We start from the raw sequence: 24327 nt of genomic DNA on the forward strand, positions 1-24327 counted from the left end.
GTTTACACCATCAAGCTGCACGTTTTCCATACTAGTAGTCGCAGCAAGGTTTTCCTGCTTGAAAATGCTGATGCGTAGCCGGGTCAACATTTGAGAAAGTGTGTGGAAAGTAGTGAACGTGCTGAAAATGCTGGTGGTTTACGTTTGTTGTATGCTGTGGGTGAATGTGCGGCACGATAGTCTTCGAAAACGTATGGTGTTCACAGCAATGAGTAGGATGGACAATTGGCGCCATCATATGCGGTCTGCAGTGATGCATGATAAAATCCCCTTTCCATAAACTTTATTACAATACTAAGCTATGAAAAATAAGGGGTACATGTTCTGATGCAAAGACCTATTTTAAAAGTGTGCAATTAAGCTGTCTTTAAAGTTTGAAAACACAAAAGCAATCAAAAATACCACAACAAAGAACAAGTAAAAAACACCCTTATACATACCAACTCTCCCTTTAAAAATAACTAACGTCATTTTACAGGATTCGCCGCTATTCTACAACAAAATCAATGTGAATTCAGCAAAAAAAATTCATGGCGAAACAAGTCGTCTTTTGCGCTTTCCCGGGGAATATTTAAGAGGAATATTTCCTCTTCAGCCGGGCAATTCTCACATGCAGTTTTTCAGTTTCTTTCTCTGATAAGCATGCCGCATCGCTAAGCAATTGCTCTGCTACTTGCAATGCTTTTCCGAATTCTTTTTTCTTATGCTCAAAATATTTCGCGAGCTCTATTACAGCAGCGTATCTGCACTTCTGGTTTTGCGAGCGGGACAGCTTTTCCCAAAGCGGCACTGCTTCTTCCAAGCGGTTTTGTTTTTTGTACAGGAGCGATAAATCCAGCCGTGCACTGTCCTGATCCTCAAACGATTTTTCTATAAGCCTTTCCAACTGCTTGATCGCTTGGTCCGTTTCCTTATGAGCTATAAACCATTTCGCCATAGCATAGGCTTCACTGTGTTCTTTTGGCGCATGTGATTCTGAAAGGATTTTTTTAGACATATGGATGTACAATGAAATGAGTGATAACACATCCATTTCATTATGATGCAGGACACCTTTTAAAAGATCCGGCTCTTGCGCCTTGATAAAATGAAAGTAAAGCATTGGCGCCAAGTAGCCCGGTGTGTCTTCTAGTCTGCGGATGCCGAGCTCCTCTTTTTCAACCGTGCCAAGAGATACGCGGTCCATTTTGTGTTTCCAGAGGCGTCTAGCTCCATGCAAAAGATCAAAGTGGCCAAATTCCGGAAGCTTCGGAAGTCTGTCACGGATCAAGGTGTGTCTTGTTTTCACCTGCGGCCAATCAAAGGCTTTGCCGTTGTAGGTCACAAGTGATGTAATGTCAACCTCGCTTAAAAAGCTTTGGTACAAGGCGACTTCGTTCCCCGGTTTGGGCAAAAGATGCTGTTTGACTGTCACTCGGTCTTCATATACTCTCGCATGCCCAAGCAAAAAAATGGTATTCCCAGCTCCACCCCCAAGACCGGTTGTTTCTGTATCAAAGAAAAAGAGGTTGTTTTTGTTATACCCTTTTGCTGACAATGTATGCGACAGGCCGCTTTGATTCCACATTGTGATCACTTCCTCAAGCTCAGAAAAGCTGTATAACCCATGGCGGTGAGAAAGCGGATATTCTACTTCTCTGATGAGGCAATATTCATCTTCGAAGATGAAAGGCTTCATGCCAAAAGCCTCCCACTCTTCTAAAAACGGGATGTCATCAAAGTGGTTTTCTTGTTTGCCTGCTTCTATTTTTTGTTCTCCTTCGTCGAGCGCCATGTGCTTTTTCATCCGTTGGAGTTTCCCTTTTAATGACATATCCGGCCTCCCTCCTTACGACATTTGATCCAACAGCTGCAAAATTCTTTCCTTTGCTTTTATCCCTTCTATTTCCGTACCTATACAAGACGGACAGCCGTCATGACAAGGACAATGTGTAATCAGTTGTTTCGCCGCTTCATTAATGTCTGAAAAACGTTTAAAGACTTCCTCCGCCAAACCGATACCGCCCGGATAATGATCATATAAAAATATGGTTGGCAATCCGGTATGGGCTGCTTTAATTTGAGAAACAACATGAACATCATTTCGATCACACATGATATACACAGGGACAATATGCTGCAGCACATTCGAGATGCCAAGAAGCAGCTGTTCCAGTGTCTTTTCCCCGATGTCTTCATCCGCTGTTTTGATTTCGAGCCAAGCTGCACTTGTATGCAGTTCTTCTTCCGGCAAATGAATAGGTCCAGACCCAATATTTTCAAAAGTGGTCATTTTTATTTTTTTAAAAATGGTCGGCAGGGCATTGACAGTGACGTCTCCGTAGTGCAATGACGTACGGCTTTTTTCTTTCGTTTTATCGATTTCTAATACCTTCAGCTGAACTGCCAGGTTTGCATCCGTATAATATTCGACATCGACTTTTCTGACATACGCCTTTTTATGGTCCCAATCGAGCTTCTCAACTTGATACTGAACGCCTTCATGCAAATAAATCGCTTCATCATGCAAAAGGGTCATCGCACTAAAACGGTCCATTTCACCGATAATCCTTACATTTGCAATATCCGACTGATCAACTATAACGACATTTTCCTGGGAGGCGGAACGCAAACTGATGTTTGAAGCAGGAAACGACTCACTTGCCCAATGGTACTGTTCGCCGTTGCGGTGAAGAACAGCCTCTTCCTGAAGATACTCAAGAATATCACTGACTTCCATGGGTCCAAATTCTTCATCAGCTCTAAAAGGAAGCTCATAAGCCGCACACTTTAAGTGGTCTACTAAAATAATCAAATTCTCCGGATTGATTCTTGCAGATTCAGGCGAACGATTAAAGAAATATTCAGGATGCCGCACAATATATTGGTCAATCGGTGTTGAATTGGCTACCATGATAATCAAAGATTCACCGTGTCTTCTGCCGGCTCGTCCGGCCTGCTGCCAAGCACTTGCAACACTTCCGGGATACCCCGTCATTACACACACTTGCAGCTGTCCGATATCAACACCAAGCTCTAAGGCATTCGTACTGACCACTCCTAAAATGTCGCCTTCTCTCAGGCCTTTTTCGATTTCTCTTCGCTCTTTCGGCAGATAGCCTCCCCGATAGCCTCTGATTGATTTTGTTCCAATCTCTTTTTTCACAAGCTCCTGAATATGGCTTAAAATAATTTCCACCCGAACTCTGCTTCTGGCAAAAACAATGGTCTGCACTTTGTTTTTAAGGAACTCTTTCGCCAGTTCATTCACTTCTGCGGTTGCGCTCCTTCTAATATTCAGCGGTTTGTTCACAATTGGCGGATTGTAAAACACAAAATGCTTGCGTCCGCTCGGTGCGCCGTTGTCATCGACCAGCCGCATCGGTTTGCCTGTCAGCTGCTCTCCCAATTCCTTTGGGTTGGCAATTGTTGCGGAAGTACAAATAAAAACCGGATCACTTCCATAAAACCGGCAGATCCGCTTTAGCCGCCGGATCACATTTGCCACATGGCTGCCGAACACACCTCGATACGTATGAAGCTCATCGATGACGATATACTTAAGGTTTTCAAACAAACTGACCCATTTCGTATGATGCGGTAGAATGGCAGAATGCAGCATATCGGGGTTTGTAATGACAATATGACCTGCTTTTCTCACCTTTTGTCTGATTGCCGGAGACGTATCCCCGTCATATGTAAAGCTTTTAATATCAATGCCCATTTCATCAATAATTTCATTTAGCTCGCTCTTTTGGTCTTGTGCCAGCGCTTTAGTCGGAAATAAATATAACGCCCGGTTTGTTTCATCTTGGGCGATGGACTGCAGGACTGGGAGGTTGTAGCATAACGTTTTTCCTGATGCTGTTGGCGTTACGGTAACGATGCTCTCTCCTTTTTGCACATATTGAAAAGCGGAATATTGGTGAGTATATAGTTCATCAATGCCCCTTTTCGAAAGGGCCGCTTTGATTCTCTCGTCTATACTTTCGGGCATAGGCCTTGTTTTTGCTTCCCGAGGCTCAATTTCATGCCAATTCACAACGTTTTCATTTCCTTTTAAATCAGAAATGAGTTCAGTCAGTGATTTCTTTTTCATTCTTTACACCTCTTTGTCAAGTACAGTTTACCGAATATTTGTTTGCATGGCTAGGTGCAAATTTTATACAGTTGAATAAAAAAAGCAAGGCATACGCCCTGCTTATTTCGCTTTTATTGTAAAGAGCTTTGATTCGCCTTTACGAGCAGCCTTTTCGCCTGCCGATACCATTGATCCTACAGCCTCACCATTCATTATAACGATTGGGATGACTGTGCTGCTCGCTTTTTCTTTTATTAATTCCAAATCACATGTAATCAGCGGGTCACCGACCTTCACTTTATCCCCTTCTTTAATGTGGGCAGTAAATCCTTCTCCGTTCATATTGACTGTCTCCAGCCCGACATGAATTAACAGCTCAATTCCCGAGCGAGTCCGAATGCCAACGGCGTGTTTGGTGTGGAAAATCTGAATGACTTCACCTTCAGCGGGAGAAACGATTTCACCGCTAGAAGGTTCCACCGCTATTCCTTCTCCCATCATTTTCTGTGAAAAAACAGGGTCCGGTACATCTGACAGGTCCATTACTGTACCGTCTGCCGGAGAATAAATAACCTCTTCTGTCACCTTTTCCTGAATTTTGCCCATTCCGAATAATTTTTTCAGCAATGTATTTTCTCCCTTCTCATTCACTTCAACCGTTATCCCTTCATTCACCACTATTTAACCACACTTTCAATTTTGCTTCAATTTATAACAACATCTGGCATAGACGCATAATCTGGTTAAAAAAGGCGGTGGCGATATTGGAATTCCATGATGACAAAAAGAACGAACTGCAAAAGAAAGAAGAAATCATAACGGAGGCAATCGATACTCTTTTTCAATCCTCAGCGTTCGGCAACCTTATAAACGGATTTCAGAACCTAATCAACTCGAGTTTAAAGGATGTGCAGACGACCATACATGTCAGAGAAAGAGATACTGGGCTGTATATCGATATTACCATTCCGGCGACGTTTCGAGATGGCGAGATCGTCGTTGATGTTAAATCGAGGTATCTCCATGTAACACTCCAAGAAAAACAGAAACACCAAAATGAGGCTACCTTTACAAGCATGACAAGAACGGTTCAGCTGCCTTATGAAGTTCGCCAAGAAGATATGGAAACGTCTTGGAACGAGCAGACAATGACACTTTTCTTTCCAAAAAATAAGCATGAATGAACGATTCATTCATGCTTCTATCATTTAAAAAAGCTGGTAAATCCCTTTATTAAAGATCCGACCTGATTCATTGCACTCATTACTTGACCTGTCGTATCCATCATTTTATTAAAATCAAATTGCCCATTGGCTTTTTTGAACTGCGACATAATGCTTTGAAATTGTGAAGGCTGCTGTTGATTAGGCCTTGGGATAGGATAAGGGTTAGAAAATACAGGCGGCTGCATAGGCATAGGCTGGATCGGAGCATAAGGCTGATAATAATCCTGCTGTCCATAATGCTGCTGAGGCAGTTGTTGCTCTAAATAACCGGGTGCAGCCTGCTGATAATATCCTTGCATATGCTGAGGATAATAATAGCCCATTTGCCGAGGATAGCTTCGAGAGCTCCCGTTCATTGCGATTCCCCCCTAAACACAACATATTTCTCTTCTATATATGTATGAATGACTTCTATTGTTTGTGTCACAAGTGATGATTAGCATTTGTCAAATTGTGTCGAAAGTTTAAATTTTTTAAAAACAGAAAAAAGTCGAATCATTATGGTACCATATTTTCAATACAGATGAGAGGGGATGCACCATAATGAACGTATCATACTTAAGCAAACGTTTTGCAGAAATGAAGAAATATGAAACAGACTGTATGAATAAACTGATGGACTTTGCCAAGTTCCTCTATATTCAAGGACATCTCAGCATAACTGAGTTTCGTAACAGTATGAAGGTTCTCGAAGCAAATGGAGCAGAAAGCCCGGCATATGAGATGAATTAACGTCCGGCCCCCTATAAAAACGAAAAGAAGACAGCCTTTTACCGGCTGTCTTCTCTTGCAATTTCATCCTTTACTGCGTGCAATGTATAAAGGACTGACTCAGTGATGTCCTTGAATCGTTTTTTATGAATATGATGAACATAAGATTGAAGGACCAATTCCAGGAAATTATCCTTTACGGCCTCAATTTGCTCTTTATGCACATATTTTGGCCGGCGGACTTTTATCAATTCAAGAGCACCCTCTGCCCAGCGAGCAGCCAGTTCATCATTCTCTTCAACTGCAGGCTTTATCGTCTCAAAAAAATCATAAGAATGATTACTGTTTTTTCCTTCCTGATACCGATCAGCGCCTTTTTCAGCAACTTCAATCATTTGCTCGGTCATTTCCAGCAAAGTTTGTGATAGCAATATCTTTCACCTCAATGCCTATCGTACCAAATTTCACTCGCAAATTCAGCCGATGCGGTATACCTTCTCAAACGCATACCTGTGTTCAGGCGATTGATACAGCTCATTTATACAAATATGAAGATCTATAATTTCTTCTTCCAGCACACTCAGGCGATCGTTTTCCGTTTCCCGCATCTCAGCCTCTAATGCATTTACAGAATGATTCAGGCTTTGCTCAGCTCGCGTTAATTCATCTTCTATATCAGAAAGCATACGGAGAATATCTGTCTTGCATACATAACCGGACATTCGTGTACCTCCCTTTCCTTGTCTCTCCCGGTTAACATTCTTTGCTCTCAAGGCTCTTTCCTTCCTCATGACAAAACTAGAAGCAAATCGCCAAACAAACAGGTATTCCACGAAAAGCTGAAGTTTTCGACAAAAACACCCGCAAAAATTGTATGATCCTCCTCGTTAATGCAAACGATACTTGTGAGGAGGTGCCGTATGAAAACAAGACCGAAAAAAGCCGGCCAGCAAAAAAAGACTGAATCAAAGGCAATCGATTCTTTAGATAAAAAATTAGGCGGCCCGAACCGCCCTTCTACGTAAGAAGCAAGGAATTTCCTTGCTTCTTTATTTTTTCAGCCACTGCTCCACCGCAAAAAGCGCATGAAGCTGGCGCTTTTTATGTAAATACCAGTCTGTCAATTCAATCTGCTTCGGCAATTCCTCGCGCCTAAAGAACGTTTTCTTTATCTTTCCATGAAACCAATCTGTTTTCGTTCCGTCTAATGAGTGGATTAACTCAGGGTAGCATGTCCTTAGCATAGGAGATGTTCTTTTTGTAATCCCGATCATCTTTTCCATATCAAAACGGGAACCTGAGTGCGGCACTGTGTGCAAAAAGTGATAAAAAGAGGAGAACAATTCTGGATTGAACAGCAATTGAGACAGCTGCTTACCCAGCCTTATCCTTTCCTCCGCCTTTGAAAAGCGTTTCACTGAAATGCCATAAAGAAACCCATTTGAGGAAGGAAAAATAACGGTGTTAAAATGAAACCAGTCACTTAAATAAAAAGGAATCGTGTCAAAAACATTCTTTTTAAACGAAGGATTTTGTATAATAGGTGTTTGGATAGTGTTTTGTTCATTTATAATGAGGGCATACATTAGCCGCTCCGTATTTCGCTCATGCCAAAAACGGGTCCATTCTTCCGACATAAATTGTGAGACGCCAAACACATGCAGAAGATGAAACAGCGGTTTCCCGACTCTTTTTGACCAGTGGTATAAAAGAAGCTGCGGATAGGCATCCGAAAAAATAAGCCAGTTCGCTCTTTCATAGGCTAAAAAGAACCATTCTTGCTGTCTCTCACGGAGTCCAAGCTGAAACAGACTGCCTTTTAAGTCAGTCATTGACCAGCCGGCATTACGAGAAACGAAAGAAGCCAAAAGCGACCATTTGATTTCCGGGTGACGGTCGTAAAATGCTTTATAAGCATTTGTTCTTGAAATGTTATCCGCGTTTTTTATTTTTGTCTGCCGCTCAATCCGGCTCAGAATCTTTCTGATGGCCTGTTGTTCTTGCACGTTCATTCACTTCCGTCATGATTAGTTTAATAAGGAGGATGAGAAAGTGATTCGGTATCCTAATGGAAAAACATTTCAGCCGAAACATTCGGTTTCATCCCAAAACAGTCAGAAAAGGGCCCCGTCTTACAGTAATCGCGGAATGACCCTCGAAGATGACTTAAACGAAACGAATAAGTATTATCTGACAAACCAAATTGCCGTTATACACAAAAAGCCGACACCTGTTCAAATTGTAAATGTCCATTATCCAAAAAGAAGTGCCGCAGTGATTAAAGAAGCTTACTTTAAACAATCATCGACAACAGACTACAATGGGATTTACAAAGGGCGGTATATTGATTTTGAGGCGAAAGAAACGAAAAACAAGACCTCTTTCCCCCTGCAGAATTTTCATGACCATCAAATCGAGCATATGAAGCAGGTAAAGGCTCAAGACGGTATTTGTTTTGTTATTATATCCGCTTTCGACCAGGTTTATTTTTTGGAAGCCGATAAGCTGTTTTATTTCTGGGACAGAAAAGAAAAAAACGGCAGAAAATCAATTCGAAAAGATGAGTTGGAAGAAACAGCTTATCCGATTTCTCTTGGATACGCACCCAGAATTGATTATATTAGTATTATTGAACAGCTTTATTTTTCGCCATCATCTGGTGCGAAAGGTTGATTAACGAAAGGTTGAGATGTTATGTCAGATCAATTTAACAGCCGTGAAGCTCGACGAAAAGCGAACAGCAAGTCGAGTCCTTCACCGAAAAAAGGCAAGAAACGAAAAAAGGGCGGATTGTTTAAAAAGACCCTTTTCACTTTACTCATTCTGTTTGTTTTAGGCGTAGTCGGCGGTGCTGTTACATTTGCCGTCATGGTTTCTGATGCGCCGTCCCTTGATGAAAGCAAATTGAAGACGCCTTATTCATCAACGATTTATGATAAAAATGGAAAAGAGATCGCCGAAGTCGGCGCCGAAAAACGGACCTACGTCTCGATAGATGAAATTCCCGATGTTGTAAAAGAAGCCTTTATCGCGACAGAAGACGCTCGTTTTTATGAGCACCACGGGATTGACCCTGTCCGTATCGGCGGTGCTTTAGTTGCCAACTTTAAAGACGGCTTCGGGGCTGAAGGCGGAAGTACGATCACCCAGCAGGTCGTCAAAAACTCCCTTCTTTCACATCAGAAAACGTTGAAACGGAAGGTGCAGGAAGTATGGCTTTCGATTCAGCTGGAGCGCAATTACTCTAAAGATGAAATTTTAGAAATGTATTTAAACCGGATTTATTTTTCTCCTAGAGCATACGGAATCGGAAAAGCGGCGGAAGAATTTTTCGGCGTTACAGATTTAAGCAAATTGACTGTCGAACAGGCTGCGACGCTTGCAGGAATGCCGCAGAGCCCAACAGCGTACAACCCGGTCAAAAACCCGGATAAAGCGGAAAAACGACGGAACATCGTACTCAGTCTGATGAAAAAGCAAGGATTTATTTCTGATTCTCAATATAACAAAGCGAAAAAAGTGGCAGTGAAAGACGAAGGCGTCGTGTCACAGAAGGAATATGAAAAAGCAAGTACAAACAAATACAGCGCATTTGTTGAAGAGGTTATGAAGGAAATTGATGAAAAATCTGATGTCGATCCATCTGCTGACGGATTAAAGATCTATACGACATTAGATACAAAAGCACAAGATAAACTAGATGAATTAATGGACGGAGACACCGTCGGATTTACTGAAGGCATGCAGGGCGGCGTTACCCTTCTCGATACGAAAACCGGAGAAGTGCGGGCGATTGGCTCCGGAAGAGATTCTACGGTTGGTGGCTATAATTACGCGACCCAAGCCCAGCGACAGCCTGGGTCTACCATTAAACCTATTCTCGACTACGGTCCAGTGATTGAAAATAAAAAATGGTCAACTTACGAGCAAATTGATGATTCAGCTTACACGTATTCAGATGGAACACCTATTCGAGACTTTGACCGTTCCTATAAAGGGGTCATGTCTATGCGTGAAGCCCTCGCCCAATCACGTAACATTCCGGCTCTAAAAGCATTCCAAGCAGTCGGAAAAGATGCAGCAGTTGATTTTGCTAATGGACTGGGGCTCGGATTAAATAAAGAAAAAGTGTATGAATCATATTCTATCGGAGGATTCGGAGAAGGTAATCCCGGTGTCTCTACTCTAACTATGGCTGGAGCATACAGTGCATTCGGAAATAACGGAACATATAACGAACCGCATTTTGTAAAGTCTATTGAATTTAACGATGGCACAAAGCTTGATTTAACACCAAAATCAAAGTCAGCAATGAGCGATTATACTGCGTTTATGATTACAGATATGCTGAAAACAGCTGTTAAAACAGGTACTGGACAGCTTGCACAAGTTCCGGGAGTGGAAGTTGCAGGTAAAACAGGTACAACCAACTTTGATGAAGCGGATATGCAAAAATACAATATTGCACAAGGCGGTGTACCAGATTCATGGTTTGTAGGATATACACCTCAATATACCGCTGCTGTTTGGACAGGTGTAGATTCTCAAAATAAGATAGGAAAAAAATCTTTAAATAAAACAGAGCAACAGATTGCAAAGCGCATCTTCGCCCAGCTCATCGCCGATGTCGATGACGGAAGCGGATCATTTGAGAAACCTGACAGCGTAGTGGAAGCCTCTGTAGAAAAAGGCTCAAACCCTGCAAAACTGGCAGGGCCAAATACGCCAAGCGATAAGAAGCTCACAGAGTACTTTGTTAAAGGCACAGCTCCTTCTACTGTTTCTAAAACATATGAGAAAGAAGAAAAAGAGGAAACAGCTAAACTGTCTGGTTTAAACGTGAAATACGATAAAGACAATCAATCTTTAACGTTAAGCTGGAATTATGACGGAGATGCGACCTTTGCTGTTAAGCAATCTGTTGACGGCGGCAGCTACTCAGAAATTCAAAACAGCTCTGCAAAAGAGGCAGTCATTTCGGGTGTGCAGCCAGGTTCTGTGTACAAATTCGAAGTAACAGCCGTCAGTGATGATGGCAAAAGTACAGCTTCCACATCCTATGAGGTGCCAAAAGCTGAAGACGATGAAGATAAAAAAGACCAGCAACAAACGGATGATGAAAAACAAGATGATGAGAAGACTCAGGATGATACACAAACTGATGATTCTCAAAAAGATGACGGTCAGACGGATCAAGATCAGACAGATGATTCAACAAACGATCAAGACAAAAAACAAGACAATACGAACACCAATCCGTCCGACAACAATAACCAAGACCAATCAAACAATAACGATAACGACAACAGTAACAACCAGGATACGTCGGATGGTGATTCGAACTCTGGTAAGAATGATTCAACAGGTTCTGACACGAATAAAAATAAAACAGACACATCTAATAAAACACAAACAAACTCATCATCAATTGAAAAAACAAATTAACCAAAAAAGCCGTCACCTTTGGGGTGATGGCTTTTTTGGTACACAATAAAAAACCTCCCGTTTTAACAGGAGGTTTTATCGATTCATCGCATGATATTTATAAAAATGCTTTTTCATTTCGGTAATCAGCTCATCAAGCTGAATAAAGCAATGGTATTGGGTCGGCTTAAGAAGAATAAATTCCACTCGTTCAGCCCAATTAATCGGCTTTGCGGGATATGATTTCTCCCTCAGTTCTTGCCAATCGAGCGATTTCACCGGCTCACCTGCTGTCCAATGTAACGAAGCCAGCAAACACACAATGCCCTTTAACATTTCGTTTTGGTCACATCTCGATTTTCGTGTTTGAAAGACTGGGAGAAGTGATGCTTTGATGTCATCCCACACTTCAAATAAAAGCGGAACGTATTTCCCGCTGTCCTCCCATGGCAAATCGCCTTGTAATTCCGTGCAGAAATCAAAATACACGGGATTGGTCTGCAAGGTTTTCTTCATATCCGAGGAACTCTTCTGGCCAAGACTGCGCAAGTATTGCTCATAGGAAGCCAACACTTCTTTTGCTTGCGTCATCGTTTCACCAGTCCTTTTTTATCCCTCTTCTGCCCTTCTCTGCACAAAGAAAGCAGCGGACACTCCGCACAGCGCGGAGATTGGGCTTTACAGTGATATCTGCCGAAGAAAATAAGCCGGTGATGCGTAACGGACCAATCTTCTTTGGGAACCTTGCGCATCAGCGTCTTTTCAACTTCCAGAACCGAGTCCTTCCACCGGCAAATGCCCAATCGTTTGCTGACTCTCTCCACATGGGTATCTACGGCTATGGCCGGCACGCCAAACGCAACGGATACCACTACGTTTGCGGTCTTTCTCCCGACCCCTGGCAGTTTGACAAGCTCATCGCGGTCTCTCGGCACTTCTCCGCCGTAATCTTCAATAATCATTTTACTCAGCTTTTGAATATTTTTCGCTTTATTACGATATAAACCGATTGATTTAATATCCTGCTGAAGCTCTTCCAGCGGAACAGCCAAATAGTCTTCCGGCCGTTTATATTTTTGGAATAATGTTTTGGTCACTCTGTTTACAAGTGCATCTGTACATTGCGCAGATAAAGCAACAGCCACCACTAATTCAAAAGGATTGGAATGAACCAGTTCACACTCCGCATGAGGAAACATGTCACCTATCTTGTCTAAACAGAATTCAATTTGTTTTAGATTTAACACGATTGTCACCTTTTCACTTTATTGTTCAAGCCAATTGTAAAAAGGAACCTGCCTTTTATACTCTTTTTGCGGTTCATTCTGCTTTGCTTGTACACGCCGGAATTTTTGGCTGTGTATTTTTGCCTGCTCCACAGTTTTAAGCCCGTTTTTCTTCCATTCAAACAAAATCCGGTCAATGTAGCGGAAACTGAGTTTTCCTGATAGTACAGCCTCTTTTAACGCGTGTTTGATCAGTTGTGCGTCATGCTGATCCTGGTCCTGCCAGATCGCCAGCGTTTCACACTCCAAAGGCGATAACGGCCTTGCGAACTCTTCCTCAAAAATGGTATAAAGGCTTTTTTGTTCCCCTTCTGCTTTTCTTTCCTGTGTTTGATTCTGTGCAAGCTGAATATACTCGTACAGCTTGCCCCATAAAGGCTGAAGAGAATATTTCTCAAATTTGATGCCGTTTTGATCCTCGCATTCTTCAATAAACAGAAAGCCTTTTTGAATAAACATCCGCAATCTGTTTGTACATTCTTCAACAGAAATTGACATACCTTCCTGCAGCTGATTCGGTGTAGGAAAATATGATCCTTTTTCTAAATGCATTTTAATTTTTAACAGCAGAATAAGTTCTGTTTCATTAAGCCCAAGCTGTTTATAATGCGTGAGCAGAAGATTGGGGATGGTTGATGTTCCCTGCTCCTGCATATCAATAAATTGCTGTTTTTTCATCGTCACACCTCTTACTGTAAAGGATTGTGATTGCCCCTTTACTGTAAAAAGTCTCCCTTGCAGGAGACTCTTTTTTGTTTCATTTGAATGTATTACGGATACAGACGGTTTAACAGTCTTGGGAACGGAATCGTTTCACGAACGTGAGGCGCTCCGCTGATCCAAGCTACTGTCCGCTCTAATCCAAGGCCGAAGCCGGAATGAGGAACTGATCCATATTTTCTAAGTTCAGCATACCATTTATATGCGTCAGAATCCAGTCCATGTTCTTTAAGACGCGATTCCAAAAGTTCCATATCGTGAATTCGTTCAGACCCGCCGATGATTTCTCCATAGCCTTCCGGCGCAATCAAGTCAGCGCAAAGCACAACGTCCTCACGGTCAGAAGCCGGCTGCATATAGAACGGTTTTAAGGACGTCGGATAGCGAGTGATGAATACCGGTTTGTCATAATGTTCAGCAATCGCTGTTTCATGAGGCGCTCCGAAATCATCTCCCCACTCGATATCGTCAAAGCCTTTTTCTTTCAGAAATTCAATCGCTTCATCATATGTGATTCTTGGGAACGGGGCTTTGATTTGCTCAAGTTTTGACGTGTCTCTTCCCAATGTGTTTAATTCAATTTTGCAATTCTTAAGAACTGATTGCACGATGAAAGAAACGTAATTTTCCTGTACTTGAAGGTTTTCTTCAAATTCTACAAACGCCATTTCCGGTTCGATCATCCAGAATTCGATTAAGTGACGCTTTGTTTTAGACTTTTCCGCTCTGAACGTCGGTCCGAAAGAGAATACTTTTCCTAAAGCCATTGCCGCAGCTTCCATATAGAGCTGGCCGCTTTGAGACAGATAAGCATCTTCATCAAAGTACTTTGTCGCAAAGAGTTCTGTTGTTCCTTCAGGTGCGCTTCCAGTCAGAATCGGCGGATCCACTTTTACGAAGCCTTCGTTATTAAAGAATTCGTAAGTCGCGCGAATGATTTCATTACGGATTTTCATGATCGCATGCTGGCGCTTTGAACGCAGCCATAAATGTCTGTGATCCATCAAAAATTCCGTTCCGTGTTCTTTTGGTGTAATTGGATAATCGGTCGCTTCGTGAATGACTTCAATATCTGTCACAGCAAGTTCATATCCAAGCGGAGAACGCTCGTCCTCTTTGACAATTCCTTTTATATAGAGCGACGTTTCCTGCGTCACTGATTTAGCTGTTTGGAAAATGCTTTCTTCCACTTCCGCTTTTACTACGACACCCTGAATAAAACCGGTACCGTCCCGAAGCTGTAAAAACGCAATTTTCCCGCTTGAACGCTTATTAGCGACCCAAGCTCCGATCGTTACTTCCTCACCTACGTGCTTGTACACTTGGTTGATTGTTGTTTTCAACATATTTCCCTCCAAAACAAGAAAGACATTCGGAAGCTCATTGCCCCGCGAACTCTTTTATCATCACTTTATTATACCCGCTCTTAACTAACCGGGTCAATGCAGATAAAAAGCGGCTTTTCTGTCAGCCGCTTTTTGATCTGTTAGCTATGTTTTTCTACAAAACGCTTGATTCTTTCAATGGCTTTTTCAAGAAGATCTAACGATGTTGCATAAGAAAGACGGACATTCTCAGGAGAGCCAAATCCGGATCCTGGAACAATCGCAACTTTTTCCTCCTCGAGAAGCGCTTTAACAAATTCATCTACATCTTTGAAACCGCAAGATTGAGCTGCCTCTTTTGCATTTGGGAACAAGTAAAAAGCACCTTCCGGCTTCACACAGCTGAACCCTGGGATTTCTATGAGCTTTGCATAGATCGTATTTAATCTATGTTCAAATGCTTCTCTCATTTCTTCCAATGGCTCAGAAGGCCCGTTATAAGCAGCAATCGCTCCGTATTGTGCGATTGATGTCGGGTTTGACGTGCTGTGGCTTGCAAGGTTCGTCATCGCTTTAATAATGTCTTCAGAGCCTGCCGCATAACCGATTCTCCAGCCTGTCATGCTGTGGGACTTCGATACGCCGTTTATAATGACCGTTTGCTCTTTCAGTCTGTCTGACAGCTGTGCAATGGAAACATGTTTCTTTCCGCCGTATGTAAGTTTTTCATAAATTTCATCTGACACAATCAAGATATCATGTTCAAGGCACACTTCACCGAGTGCAGATAGTTCTTCTTCCGTATACATGACACCAGTCGGGTTGCTTGGAGAGTTAATAACGATTGCTTTTGTTTTTTCCGTAATTGCATTTTTCAGCTGCTCAGGCGAAATTTTGAAGTGATTTTCCTCAAGCCCTTCTACATAAACAGGCTTTCCGCCAGCGAGTTTCACCTGCTCCGGGTAGCTTACCCAGTAAGGCGTTGGAATAATAACTTCATCTTCTTCATCCAAAATCACTTGGAAAAGGGTATACAGAGCATGTTTGGCACCAGTGCAGACAATAATTTGAGACGGTTTGTATTCAATATTCTGGTCGCGTTTAAATTTCTCTGCAATGCTGTTTTTCAGTTCAGCCAAACCACCGGAAGGCGTGTATTTCGTATGGCCCTCGTTCATCGAACGCACAGCGGCATCAATAATATGCTGCGGTGTATTGAAGTCAGGTTCGCCTGCTCCTAAGCCGATGACATCATGGCCTGCGGCTTTCAGTTCTTTCGCTTTCGCTGTGATTGCCAGTGTGGTTGATGGTGTTAATGCGGATACTCTTTTTGCCAGTTTCAACTTGAACTCCCCCTAATTCGTCTTAAGGCGTGATATTTTTGAGAATCTTTCCAGTTGTAAAGTCCACATAACTTAAACTGTATTGCCCTTCTTTGTCTAAGTACGTCACTTCCCAAAGCAGGACGTTTCCTTCTCTTGCCAGATGAACCTCTTTTTGCTTTGAAACCAGCCCTTCATCCTTTATGATTTTCGCCGCTTTGTCTTCAGAGATTCCCTCTTTCGCTTCTTTTGAGAGAATTTTTGCTTTTTTATCAGCAGGAACCCAGACATATAATGCAGTGCCTTTTTTATCCGTTCCCTTTACAACATAATATTTTTCTTTTCCGACAAATGTTTCGACTTGATCAACATCGGCGAGATCGGTTTCTTTTTTAGCTTCAGCAGCTGCTGCTTCGTGCCCCTCTTCCTTTTGTGCCATGGCTGATTTATAAATGCTTGCCGAGACAAGAAGTACTGCTAAAAAAATAATACCAAAAATGACGGTAAATATTAATGCTTTTTTTCTCATCTTCTCACCTACGTACGATAAATGGTAAAAACGGCTTGGTTTTTGTTTTCTTCATCCAGCGCAAGGCCGAACATCAGATTTTCTCTTTTCAGTGTACGATTCAATGTGTCCACAATTTTATACAGATCATCAGAATGCTCTACATTAATTGTTGAAAGAATTTCGATTTTACTTTCCATTTTTTCATCCTCCAGTTTGAACAAATATTGTTAGTCATACTCCATTTCAGGACACGCCATACTAGTATCACAGAGCGGGAAATCCGCTTTTAAATAAAACACCATCCTACTCCCACACCGCAAAAGCCGCTTTATGCGGCTTTTATTCTTTTCTCCCTGCAACATAAGCTTCAAGCTCGCTGTCAGTCATTTCGGATACTGAGGTTGTCGGCAAGGCATCAAGAAACAGCCGGCCGTAACCAGCGGTTTTAATCCGTCTGTCCAATATAATAATCGTTCCCTTGTCTCCCGCAGAACGCAGCAAGCGTCCGATTCCTTGCCTGAAGGTCAGCACAGCTTCCGGTAATGACACTGTTTGAAACGGATTCTTTCCTTTTTTGCGGGCAAGCTCACATTTTGCAGCATGAAGCGGGTGATCAGGGGACCGGAATGGGAGCCTCACGATCATTACTGTCGTCAGCTCATCACCAGGGAAATCAACGCCTTCCCAAAAATGATTTGTTCCGAGCAGGATCGCCTGATTGGATGTTTTAAAAGTCTTCATCAGCTTGCCGGGACTTCCGCCTGTAATCCCTTGTGCCAAGAGCTGAATGCCGGAAGCACTCATGTTATGCTTAAGCTCCTGGTGAACCTTTTTCAGCATATCATGGGATGTAAACAGCACAAGGATTTTAGGCTGTTTTTCCTTTGCCATCAGTTCGATATAACGGGCTGTATCCTGTATAAATTCAGGTTGCCCTGTATCCTGAATTGATTTCATTTCTTTTGGAATCATCACCTGCATACGCTCATCGTAAGAAAAGGGTGACTCAATTCTCATTGTCCGCGGGAAAAAGTCACTCAGTCCCAGTCGTTCAATCATAAATTGAAAAGAACCTTCGACTGTAAGAGTTGCAGATGTCAGCACCACACTATTTTTGCGCGCGAAAAACTGATCAGCCAGAAGTTCACCAGGTTCAAGAGGCTGTGCGTAAATGGCCACTGCATTTTTCGCACCCTTTGCATCTATTTCAATCCAAACCGCTTCATCGTCATCAGAGCCAAAGAAGAGCTTCTGCAACGTCTGACAGTAATGCTGCAAGCCTTTCATGCTTCTTTGGTATTCATCGGCTAAAAAGACGGTTTTGCTCTTCATGCCCTTCAAATGTTTTTCCATAAGGGATGACTGCGCCTCAAAAAGCTGCTGCAAATGTGTCAGCATGGAACAAAGCCTCTCCGCACCATCTGTTAAGATCGACCAGCTTTTATCCTGGCTTTCTTTGTTCACCTTAAACACTAGACGGTTTAAGTCTTCTTTAGGTTTTCTTCGTTTGACAAAAGAATGTACAGAGCTAAAGAAAGCATCACTTTCTGCTTGAACGTGCTGAAGCCACTCTTCCAATTCGAAAAATGAATCAACCGGCAGGCTGTTTCGCTGGAATAGCTGTCTCATCTTTTTTAGAAGTCCCTGCTCCTTCAGAGTGCCGATTCTGCTCAATTTCGTATGCAATTCTATGTACGTGGCTCTTTTCCCTAAATGTTCGCTTGCCGCACGTTCAAAATGGTGTGCTTCATCAATAATAAATGTGCCGCTTTCGGGAAGCCTTTTTTTATGGCTGCCTTCATCGGTCAGCAAAAGAGAATGATTGGTGATCACCAAATCGGAACGCATAGCAATCTGTTTGGCCCGCTCGTAAAAACCGATCACATGCTCACTGCGACTTCTTTTATAGGAGTCATCGTCATAAGCCAATCTGTCCCACAGCAATTTTCCGCCTGAAGGCAAATTCAGTTCCGCTACATCTCCTGTATTTGTCTCTGTCAGCCAAACGAGAAGCTGTGCCTTTGTCAGTACGGCATCATAATTATCATCTTCTTCATGAAGCACCTGCTCAAATTTATACAGGCATAAATAATGCGATTGCCCTTTTAAAATCGCCGCTGTTACCGGAAATGGAAACAGATCTTGGACAATCGGCAAATCCTTTGTGAGAATCTGCTGCTGTAAAAGCGTCGAATACGTGCTGATTATGACCGGCTTTTTTGATTTCTTGGCAAAAAGCGCAGCCGGAATCAGATAGCCAATCGTTTTTCCGATGCCTGGAGGAGCTTCAATCAGCGCATGCTCACGATTGGCAAACGCATCAGCCACCTCTCTCATCATCATCATTTGGCCGTCTCTTTTTTCATACCCAGGCATTAACTCTGACAGCGCTTTTTCATTTCCCGCTTCCCAGCTTTCGATCTCAAATGAGAAGTTCTCGTCCTCATTTATACGAACATCGATAGCTTCAGGTTCTCTGACAGAAAACGAAGAAAAGCGCGTATAGCCCGGTATCTCGGTATGTCTGTTTTCATTAATGAACATATCCAACAAATGCGTCAGATCACTGATGAAATGCTGCGAAAGCCTTCTTAACTGCTTTAAAGTCGGATAAGGAAGCTGCCGCAGCTTTTCAAGGATTTCCAAAAAAATAAGCCCTGTCACTTCAGCATCGCTGTCAGCCCGGTGCGGCTGATCATGCCGCAGCTGAAGCTCCTCGCTTAATTCCGTCAGCTTATACCCTTCAAATCCCGGAAAAACAATGCGTGAGAGCTCGACAGTATCAAGCACTTCACAATCTGGGAGCTGAAAGCCCGCCTTATGTAGCTCATACTTGACAAATCCAAGGTCAAAATGGATATTGTGGGCGACAAAATAAGCGCCATCAAGCAATTGGAATACTTCTTCAGCAACTGCTTCAAATGGCTGTTCATTTTCTACCATTTGATTAGAGATTCCAGTAAGCTGCTCAATAAAAGCAGGGATTGATTTATTTGGATTAATGTATTTTGAAAACCGCTCAGTAATTTGTCCATTTTCGATTACAACCGCTGCGATTTGTATGATTTTATCGCCTTTCTTCGGCGAATTCCCTGTTGTCTCTACATCTATAACAACGAACCGTTGCTTATTCATTAAAATGGACACCTCAATTCTTGCATACGACAAAAGTGTAACACGTTTTGTACGGAAATGGAGCGGCAAAACCGTTTTACTCTCAAAATCTTAAAAGAAAACCCCCGATAAAGGGGGATTTTCTTCTACAAAATTGTACGTGCTGGTTCGTTTCCCAGCATTTGTTCAATTTTGTTTTGATCATTCAGAACAGCCACTTTCGGCTCGTGGCTTGCCGCTTCTTGATCAGACATCATTTTGTAGGAAATAATAATGACCTTATCTCCTTCCTGCACAAGGCGTGCGGCTGCACCGTTTAAGCATATGACGCCGCTTCCCCGTTTACCAGGAATAATATACGTTTCAAGACGTGCTCCATTATTATTATTCACAATTTGTACTTTTTCATTAGGAAGCATTCCCACAGCATCAATGAGATCTTCATCAATTGTAATGCTTCCCACATAGTTCAGGTTTGCTTCCGTAACAGTTGCCCTGTGAAGTTTGCCGCTCATCATTGTTCGATACATATTATATTCTCTCCATTTCTCGAATATCAATAATGATATTATCTATTAAACGCGCTTTTGAAAAAGCAACTGCAACAGCGAGAATCATCTTTCCAGCAATTTCATTCACAGGCTCGAGTTCCGGATAGGAATAAAGCTCTACATAGTCTATGGTTCCGCTAGTCGTTTCAATGATTTCTTTTGCAGCTTTTATCACCGCTTCAGGATCTCTTTCACCGGCTTGGATCAGTTCCGCACTTGTTTGAAGGGCCCGATACAGCTTAGGCGCTTCTTTTCTTTCCTCAGCTGTTAAGTATACATTGCGAGAGCTTTTGGCTAAGCCGTCTTCCTCTCTGACCGTATCGACAGGAACCAATTCAATATCCATGAAGAAGTCACTGATTAACCCATCAACAACAGCTACCTGCTGCGCATCTTTTAAACCGAAATAGGCACGAGTCGGCTTGACTAGATTGAAAAGCTTCGTCAGTACGATCGCGACCCCGTCAAAATGTCCTTCTCTTGAGCGCCCGCATAACACGTCTGTGCGTCTTTCTACATGAATCGTGACATTCTTTTCACCGGGATACATATCCTTAGTATCTGGCGTAAAAAGAATATCAACTCCGGCGTTTTCTGCAAGAGCTGCATCCCGCTCAATATCGCGCGGATATGCTTCAAAATCTTCATTAGGGCCGAATTGTGCAGGATTCACAAAAATACTCATAATAACGGCGTCGTTTTCTTGTCTTGCTTTGTCTGCTAAGGTTAAATGCCCCTCATGCAGAAACCCCATCGTCGGAACAAATCCGATTGACTTGCCCTCTGAATGGTATTGTTTTATGGCTTCTTTCAGCTGTGTAATATCAGTAATCTGTCTCATCTTATTTTCCCCCGTACAAGCCGTCAAGCACTGTCTGGTTCATTTGAAAGGAATGCTTTTGTTCAGGGAAAGCACGATGTCTTACATCCTGAACATATCCGCTGATTGCTGTTTCGATGGTTTCATCAATGCGCGTATATTGCTTTACAAATTTAGGTGTTCTCTCAACACCGTGGCCGATAATATCATGATAAACGAGAACTTGTCCGTCTGCTTTCACACCAGCCCCGATTCCAATGACCGGTATGCTTAGCGTCTCGGCAATTTTGGCTGTGAGTTCTGCCGGCACACATTCCAGCACAAGCATCATAGCTCCTGCTTCTTCGCATTTTATACTGTCTTCTATTAATTTTTTGGCGCTTTGTTCGTCTTTGCCCTGTACTTTATAGCCGCCCAGTACGCCGACTGACTGCGGTGTCAAACCTAAGTGACTGACTACTGGAATGCCTCCAAGCGTCAATGCGCGAATGGATTCAAACACGCCTTCTCCGCCCTCAAGCTTCAGTGCGTCAGCTCCGCTTTCCTGAACGATAGCCGCTGCATTTTTCAGCGTATCTTCCTTGGACAGGTGATAAGACATAAACGGCATATCTGTCACAATAAAGGTATTCGGCGCACCCCTTTTAACGGCTTTTGTATGATGGATCATGTCCGCAACTGTCACACCGACAGTTGAATCAAGGCCGAGGACGACCATTCCGAGTGAATCACCGACTAAAATCATGTCAACTCCCGCTTGTTCAGCAAGTTTAGCTGCCGGATAATCATAAGCGGTCAGCATGACAATCGGTTCTTCAGACTCCTTCATTTTTAGAAAATCCAGTTTTGTTTTCATGTTTTCTCCTCCTCATGTTTAGAGGAGATGATCTGCCGTTTTCTTCTGCAAGCCAAAAAACCTTCCGTTACAACGAGAAGGATTCTTCACTTTCTAAAGTTCGGCGAGTTTCATCCCTCTGTCCCAGTCCTTTTTTGGATCAAGGCAGACTGCTGCAATGTCTATCTATTTTAACAATAGGTGCAGTTCGCAGGCGATACTGCCCAATGGAAGTATACCAAAATCAACGGGCTTGTACCAACACATTAGCCCAATTCGATATCGGCAGAGTAGATTTTTTTAATGCCTTCGTTCGTTTCTAAAAGCAGAACGCCTTCATCATCTATACCTAACGCCTTACCGTAAAAGGTTCCGTTTAACGTTCTGGCTCTCATATTAGTGCCAATACCGAGCGCATAGCTTTCCCATAAAAGCTTAATCGGCGTAAATCCGTGCGTCATATAATCCCGGTACCGTTTCTCAAAGCATAGTAAAATATGCTGGATGACGCCGGCCCGATCAATTTTTTCCCCAGCAGCTTGGCAGAGGCTTGTCGCGATGTCCTTCAATTCATCTGGAAAATCATTAGGCTGCTGGTTAACGTTAATGCCGATCCCAATGATCACTGAACGTACGCGATCTTCTTCAGCCTGCATTTCCGTTAGGATGCCAACTGTTTTTTTTCCGTTAATCAAAATATCATTTGGCCATTTAATATCCGTTTGGATGCCTGCTGCCTCTTCTATTCCCTGCACAACAGCTACTGCAGCAAGAAGAGTCAGCTGCGGTGTTTTTTGGAGCGGAATGTCAGGCCGCAAAATCAGGCTCATCCAAACACCGTTTCCTTCTTGAGAATGCCATACCCTAGACATTCGGCCCCTTCCGGCTGTTTGTTTGTCAGCCACCACGAGGGTGCCTTCCGGTGCGTTATTATTCGCGAGCTCATGAGCCGTTTTTTGCGTGCTTGAAAGAACGTCATGGTAAATAAGATGCTGGCCCATCACTTCCGTTTTTAATCCAAAATGAATTTCGCTTTCACTGAGTTTTCCGGGCTTTTTGATGAGCCGATATCCTTTTCTTCTAACGGCTTCTACTTCATAACCCTCTTTCCGAAGCTCTTCAATATGCTTCCACACAGCAGTTCTTGAACAGCCGAGAGCATCACTGATTTTTTGGCCGGAAATAAATTCATTGCCGGCCTGAGAAAATAATTCAATAAGGTCTTTTCTTAATGTTGACCGCATGTCTTCAGCCACTCCTCTATGTGTTTCTTTTGATTGGAGAGCTTCCCTGTCACAACAGCCTGCTCGATCCGCTGTAATTCTTCTGACACCCATTTTCCGGCCGGCCGGTTTCGAAGCGCAAGCAAGTCCTTACCCGTGATATCAAGATCCTTAAGGCTTTTGATCGGCAGGTTTTGATAAGCGTACTGAATGTCCTTCAGTTTCTTTTCATCCAGTTTTTCGTTTTGCCGAAGCTGCGATATTTTGGCCGCTGAGAGCAGTGCTTTTTCCCCAGCTCTGTACATTGTCATTACGTCAAGGCTCTGGCCAAACGTATCGGCAATGTGAATGGCTTCCTTGATCACTTTTCCCGGGAGCTTCCAGGCTTTCAGGAAAAGGGGCGCGTCTTTCAAGACTATGTCAAGGTTAATTAAAAGAGCAGCCCAAAGTTCCTCACGGGATGTTAAAGAGAAGAATGGAAACTCACTCGTTGAAATCAGGTTTTCTCGTTTATGATAAAAACCAGGAAGCTCTTCATACAATCTCGTTTGAATGAGTGTTTGAAGCGCCTGGCGAGAAGCTCTTCCCTGCAGCAATTTCTCGAACTCTATAGTTTTTCGTTCGACTGAAACATGGGAGAGGAGTGATTTTTCTTTCGCAATGGCTTCTTCTGTTTCCGGTGAAAGCGTAAAGCCAAGCTGGCTCATAAAGCGTACGGCTCTCAGCATACGAAGCGCATCCTCTTGAAATCTATCCTCAGGCTTTCCAACGGTTCGAATCACTTTCTGATCAATATCTTTCTTGCCGCCAAAATAATCAAGCACCTTCCCGTCCGCTGTCATGGCCATCGCATTGATCGTTAAATCTCTGCGTTTTAGATCCTCTTCTAATGATGAGATAAATTGCACTTCTGACGGTCTTCTGAAATCAACATAATCAGATTCAGTCCGGAATGTCGTGACTTCATAGGTTTCATCCTCCCAGAGCACAATAATGGTCCCGTGCTCTTTGCCTACATCAACAGTCCGCTGAAACAGCCGTTCTACTTGATCAGGTGCCGCATCTGTCGCGATATCGACATCTCCGATCGTTCGTTTCATATAGCTGTCACGAACTGCGCCCCCGACAAAATAAGCCTGATGGCCCGCTTCGATTAAGATGCGGAGCACGGGAAGTGCTTTGATAAAAACTTTTTCCAT

General features: G+C 42.9%; 27 protein-coding genes. 5 read left to right on the forward strand and 22 right to left on the reverse strand.

Translation table 11 applies throughout. The features are described from left to right. Positions 1–31: 31 nt before the first annotated feature. From cotD to MKX38_RS10850, 5 genes are all read right to left on the reverse strand, one after another. A complete protein-coding gene (gene cotD / locus MKX38_RS10830) occupies positions 32–259 on the reverse strand; it encodes a spore coat protein CotD (protein ID WP_010886551.1) in 228 nt (75 codons plus the stop codon). An 83-nt stretch (positions 260–342) separates the two neighbouring features. Beyond that, positions 343–471, reverse strand: coding sequence for a hypothetical protein (locus MKX38_RS10835; protein WP_003230707.1), 129 nt, complete (start codon positions 469–471; stop codon positions 343–345). A 100-nt stretch (positions 472–571) separates the two neighbouring features. Continuing rightward, a complete protein-coding gene (gene mrfB, locus MKX38_RS10840) occupies positions 572–1813 on the reverse strand; it encodes a metal-dependent exonucleaseMrfB (protein ID WP_339187142.1) in 1242 nt (413 codons plus the stop codon). Positions 1814–1828: 15 nt separating this feature from the next. Next, the gene (gene mrfA / locus MKX38_RS10845; RefSeq protein WP_181217145.1) at positions 1829–4078 is read right to left on the reverse strand and encodes an ATP-dependent helicase MrfA; all 2250 of its coding nucleotides are present in this window, start codon (positions 4076–4078) and stop codon (positions 1829–1831) included. Positions 4079–4180: 102 nt separating this feature from the next. Continuing rightward, complete coding sequence (locus MKX38_RS10850; RefSeq protein ID WP_009967573.1) at positions 4181–4687, reverse strand: glucose PTS transporter subunit IIA; 507 nt, start codon at positions 4685–4687, stop codon at positions 4181–4183. Positions 4688–4824: 137 nt separating this feature from the next. Here MKX38_RS10850 and MKX38_RS10855 point away from each other — a divergent pair, with 137 nt between their 5' ends. Next, on the forward strand, positions 4825–5244 hold the full coding sequence (locus MKX38_RS10855) for an Hsp20/alpha crystallin family protein (protein WP_004398640.1): 420 nt from the start codon (positions 4825–4827) through the stop codon (positions 5242–5244). Positions 5245–5264: 20 nt separating this feature from the next. On the opposite strand, the gene MKX38_RS10860 is transcribed toward MKX38_RS10855, so the two are convergent. After that, the gene (locus tag MKX38_RS10860; protein WP_004398696.1) at positions 5265–5642 is read right to left on the reverse strand and encodes a YppG family protein; all 378 of its coding nucleotides are present in this window, start codon (positions 5640–5642) and stop codon (positions 5265–5267) included. Between the two features lie 187 nt (positions 5643–5829). Between MKX38_RS10860 and MKX38_RS10865 the strand changes: the two genes are divergently transcribed. Further along, the gene (locus MKX38_RS10865; protein WP_003230690.1) at positions 5830–6018 is read left to right on the forward strand and encodes a YppF family protein; all 189 of its coding nucleotides are present in this window, start codon (positions 5830–5832) and stop codon (positions 6016–6018) included. A gap of 38 nt (positions 6019–6056) precedes the next feature. Here the strand turns inward: MKX38_RS10865 and MKX38_RS10870 are convergent, their stop codons facing one another. Together MKX38_RS10870 and MKX38_RS10875 are read right to left on the reverse strand one after the other, a co-directional pair. Further along, entirely contained in the window at positions 6057–6428 is a 372-nt protein-coding gene (locus MKX38_RS10870) for a YppE family protein (RefSeq protein ID WP_003246080.1), read from the reverse strand. Positions 6429–6473: 45 nt separating this feature from the next. Next, the gene (locus tag MKX38_RS10875; RefSeq protein WP_004398488.1) at positions 6474–6719 is read right to left on the reverse strand and encodes a YppD family protein; all 246 of its coding nucleotides are present in this window, start codon (positions 6717–6719) and stop codon (positions 6474–6476) included. Positions 6720–6917: 198 nt separating this feature from the next. Between MKX38_RS10875 and sspM the strand changes: the two genes are divergently transcribed. Next, positions 6918–7022 carry an acid-soluble spore protein SspM gene (gene sspM / locus MKX38_RS10880; RefSeq protein WP_003225606.1) on the forward strand — a complete coding sequence of 35 codons (105 nt, stop codon included), beginning with the start codon at positions 6918–6920 and terminating at the stop codon, positions 7020–7022. Between the two features lie 24 nt (positions 7023–7046). On the opposite strand, the gene MKX38_RS10885 is transcribed toward sspM, so the two are convergent. Next, complete coding sequence (locus MKX38_RS10885) at positions 7047–8009, reverse strand: DUF2515 domain-containing protein (RefSeq protein WP_080529462.1); 963 nt, start codon at positions 8007–8009, stop codon at positions 7047–7049. 40 nt (positions 8010–8049) lie between these two features. Between MKX38_RS10885 and recU the strand changes: the two genes are divergently transcribed. Both recU and MKX38_RS10895 read left to right on the forward strand, forming a co-directional pair. Continuing rightward, positions 8050–8670 carry a Holliday junction resolvase RecU gene (gene recU / locus MKX38_RS10890; RefSeq protein WP_004399067.1) on the forward strand — a complete coding sequence of 207 codons (621 nt, stop codon included), beginning with the start codon at positions 8050–8052 and terminating at the stop codon, positions 8668–8670. A 21-nt stretch (positions 8671–8691) separates the two neighbouring features. Next, positions 8692–11442, forward strand: coding sequence for a PBP1A family penicillin-binding protein (locus MKX38_RS10895; RefSeq protein WP_317680636.1), 2751 nt, complete (start codon positions 8692–8694; stop codon positions 11440–11442). A 75-nt stretch (positions 11443–11517) separates the two neighbouring features. Here the strand turns inward: MKX38_RS10895 and MKX38_RS10900 are convergent, their stop codons facing one another. The 13 genes from MKX38_RS10900 to MKX38_RS10960 form a co-directional block, all read right to left on the reverse strand. Further along, complete coding sequence (locus MKX38_RS10900; RefSeq protein ID WP_009967579.1) at positions 11518–12012, reverse strand: YpoC family protein; 495 nt, start codon at positions 12010–12012, stop codon at positions 11518–11520. Continuing rightward, entirely contained in the window at positions 12009–12668 is a 660-nt protein-coding gene (gene nth / locus MKX38_RS10905; protein ID WP_009967580.1) for an endonuclease III, read from the reverse strand. Before nth ends, MKX38_RS10900 begins: the two co-directional genes overlap by 4 nt. Before the next feature lie 18 nt (positions 12669–12686). Beyond that, positions 12687–13385 carry a DNA replication protein DnaD gene (dnaD, locus tag MKX38_RS10910; protein ID WP_004398499.1) on the reverse strand — a complete coding sequence of 233 codons (699 nt, stop codon included), beginning with the start codon at positions 13383–13385 and terminating at the stop codon, positions 12687–12689. A gap of 92 nt (positions 13386–13477) precedes the next feature. Continuing rightward, positions 13478–14770 (reverse strand): asparagine--tRNA ligase, encoded by a 1293-nt coding sequence (gene asnS / locus MKX38_RS10915; RefSeq protein WP_004398777.1) that lies wholly within the window; start codon positions 14768–14770, stop codon positions 13478–13480. 143 nt (positions 14771–14913) lie between these two features. Further along, positions 14914–16095, reverse strand: a complete 1182-nt coding sequence (gene aspB / locus MKX38_RS10920; RefSeq protein WP_003230667.1) for an aspartate transaminase AspB — start codon at positions 16093–16095, stop codon at positions 14914–14916. A 22-nt stretch (positions 16096–16117) separates the two neighbouring features. Continuing rightward, positions 16118–16603 carry a cell wall elongation/penicillin-binding protein regulator TseB gene (gene tseB / locus MKX38_RS10925; protein ID WP_046381142.1) on the reverse strand — a complete coding sequence of 162 codons (486 nt, stop codon included), beginning with the start codon at positions 16601–16603 and terminating at the stop codon, positions 16118–16120. A gap of 8 nt (positions 16604–16611) precedes the next feature. Further along, a complete protein-coding gene (locus MKX38_RS10930; protein WP_015251828.1) occupies positions 16612–16782 on the reverse strand; it encodes a YpmA family protein in 171 nt (56 codons plus the stop codon). A gap of 142 nt (positions 16783–16924) precedes the next feature. Continuing rightward, positions 16925–19720 (reverse strand): ATP-dependent DNA helicase DinG, encoded by a 2796-nt coding sequence (gene dinG / locus MKX38_RS10935; protein WP_339187148.1) that lies wholly within the window; start codon positions 19718–19720, stop codon positions 16925–16927. A gap of 125 nt (positions 19721–19845) precedes the next feature. Further along, complete coding sequence (panD, locus tag MKX38_RS10940; protein ID WP_003225586.1) at positions 19846–20229, reverse strand: aspartate 1-decarboxylase; 384 nt, start codon at positions 20227–20229, stop codon at positions 19846–19848. A gap of 1 nt (position 20230) precedes the next feature. After that, positions 20231–21091: a pantoate--beta-alanine ligase gene (gene panC, locus MKX38_RS10945; RefSeq protein WP_015251826.1), complete on the reverse strand. Its 861-nt coding sequence runs from the start codon at positions 21089–21091 to the stop codon at positions 20231–20233. Between the two features lies 1 nt (position 21092). Then, positions 21093–21926, reverse strand: coding sequence for a 3-methyl-2-oxobutanoate hydroxymethyltransferase (gene panB, locus MKX38_RS10950; protein ID WP_003230652.1), 834 nt, complete (start codon positions 21924–21926; stop codon positions 21093–21095). Between the two features lie 245 nt (positions 21927–22171). Continuing rightward, complete coding sequence (locus MKX38_RS10955; RefSeq protein ID WP_339187152.1) at positions 22172–23149, reverse strand: biotin--[acetyl-CoA-carboxylase] ligase; 978 nt, start codon at positions 23147–23149, stop codon at positions 22172–22174. Further along, on the reverse strand, positions 23134–24327 hold the full coding sequence (locus MKX38_RS10960; protein WP_046663449.1) for a CCA tRNA nucleotidyltransferase: 1194 nt from the start codon (positions 24325–24327) through the stop codon (positions 23134–23136). Before MKX38_RS10960 ends, MKX38_RS10955 begins: the two co-directional genes overlap by 16 nt.

This window comes from Bacillus sp. FSL M8-0025 (assembly GCF_037975475.1).
In the GTDB taxonomy this organism is placed as follows: domain Bacteria; phylum Bacillota; class Bacilli; order Bacillales; family Bacillaceae; genus Bacillus; species Bacillus subtilis.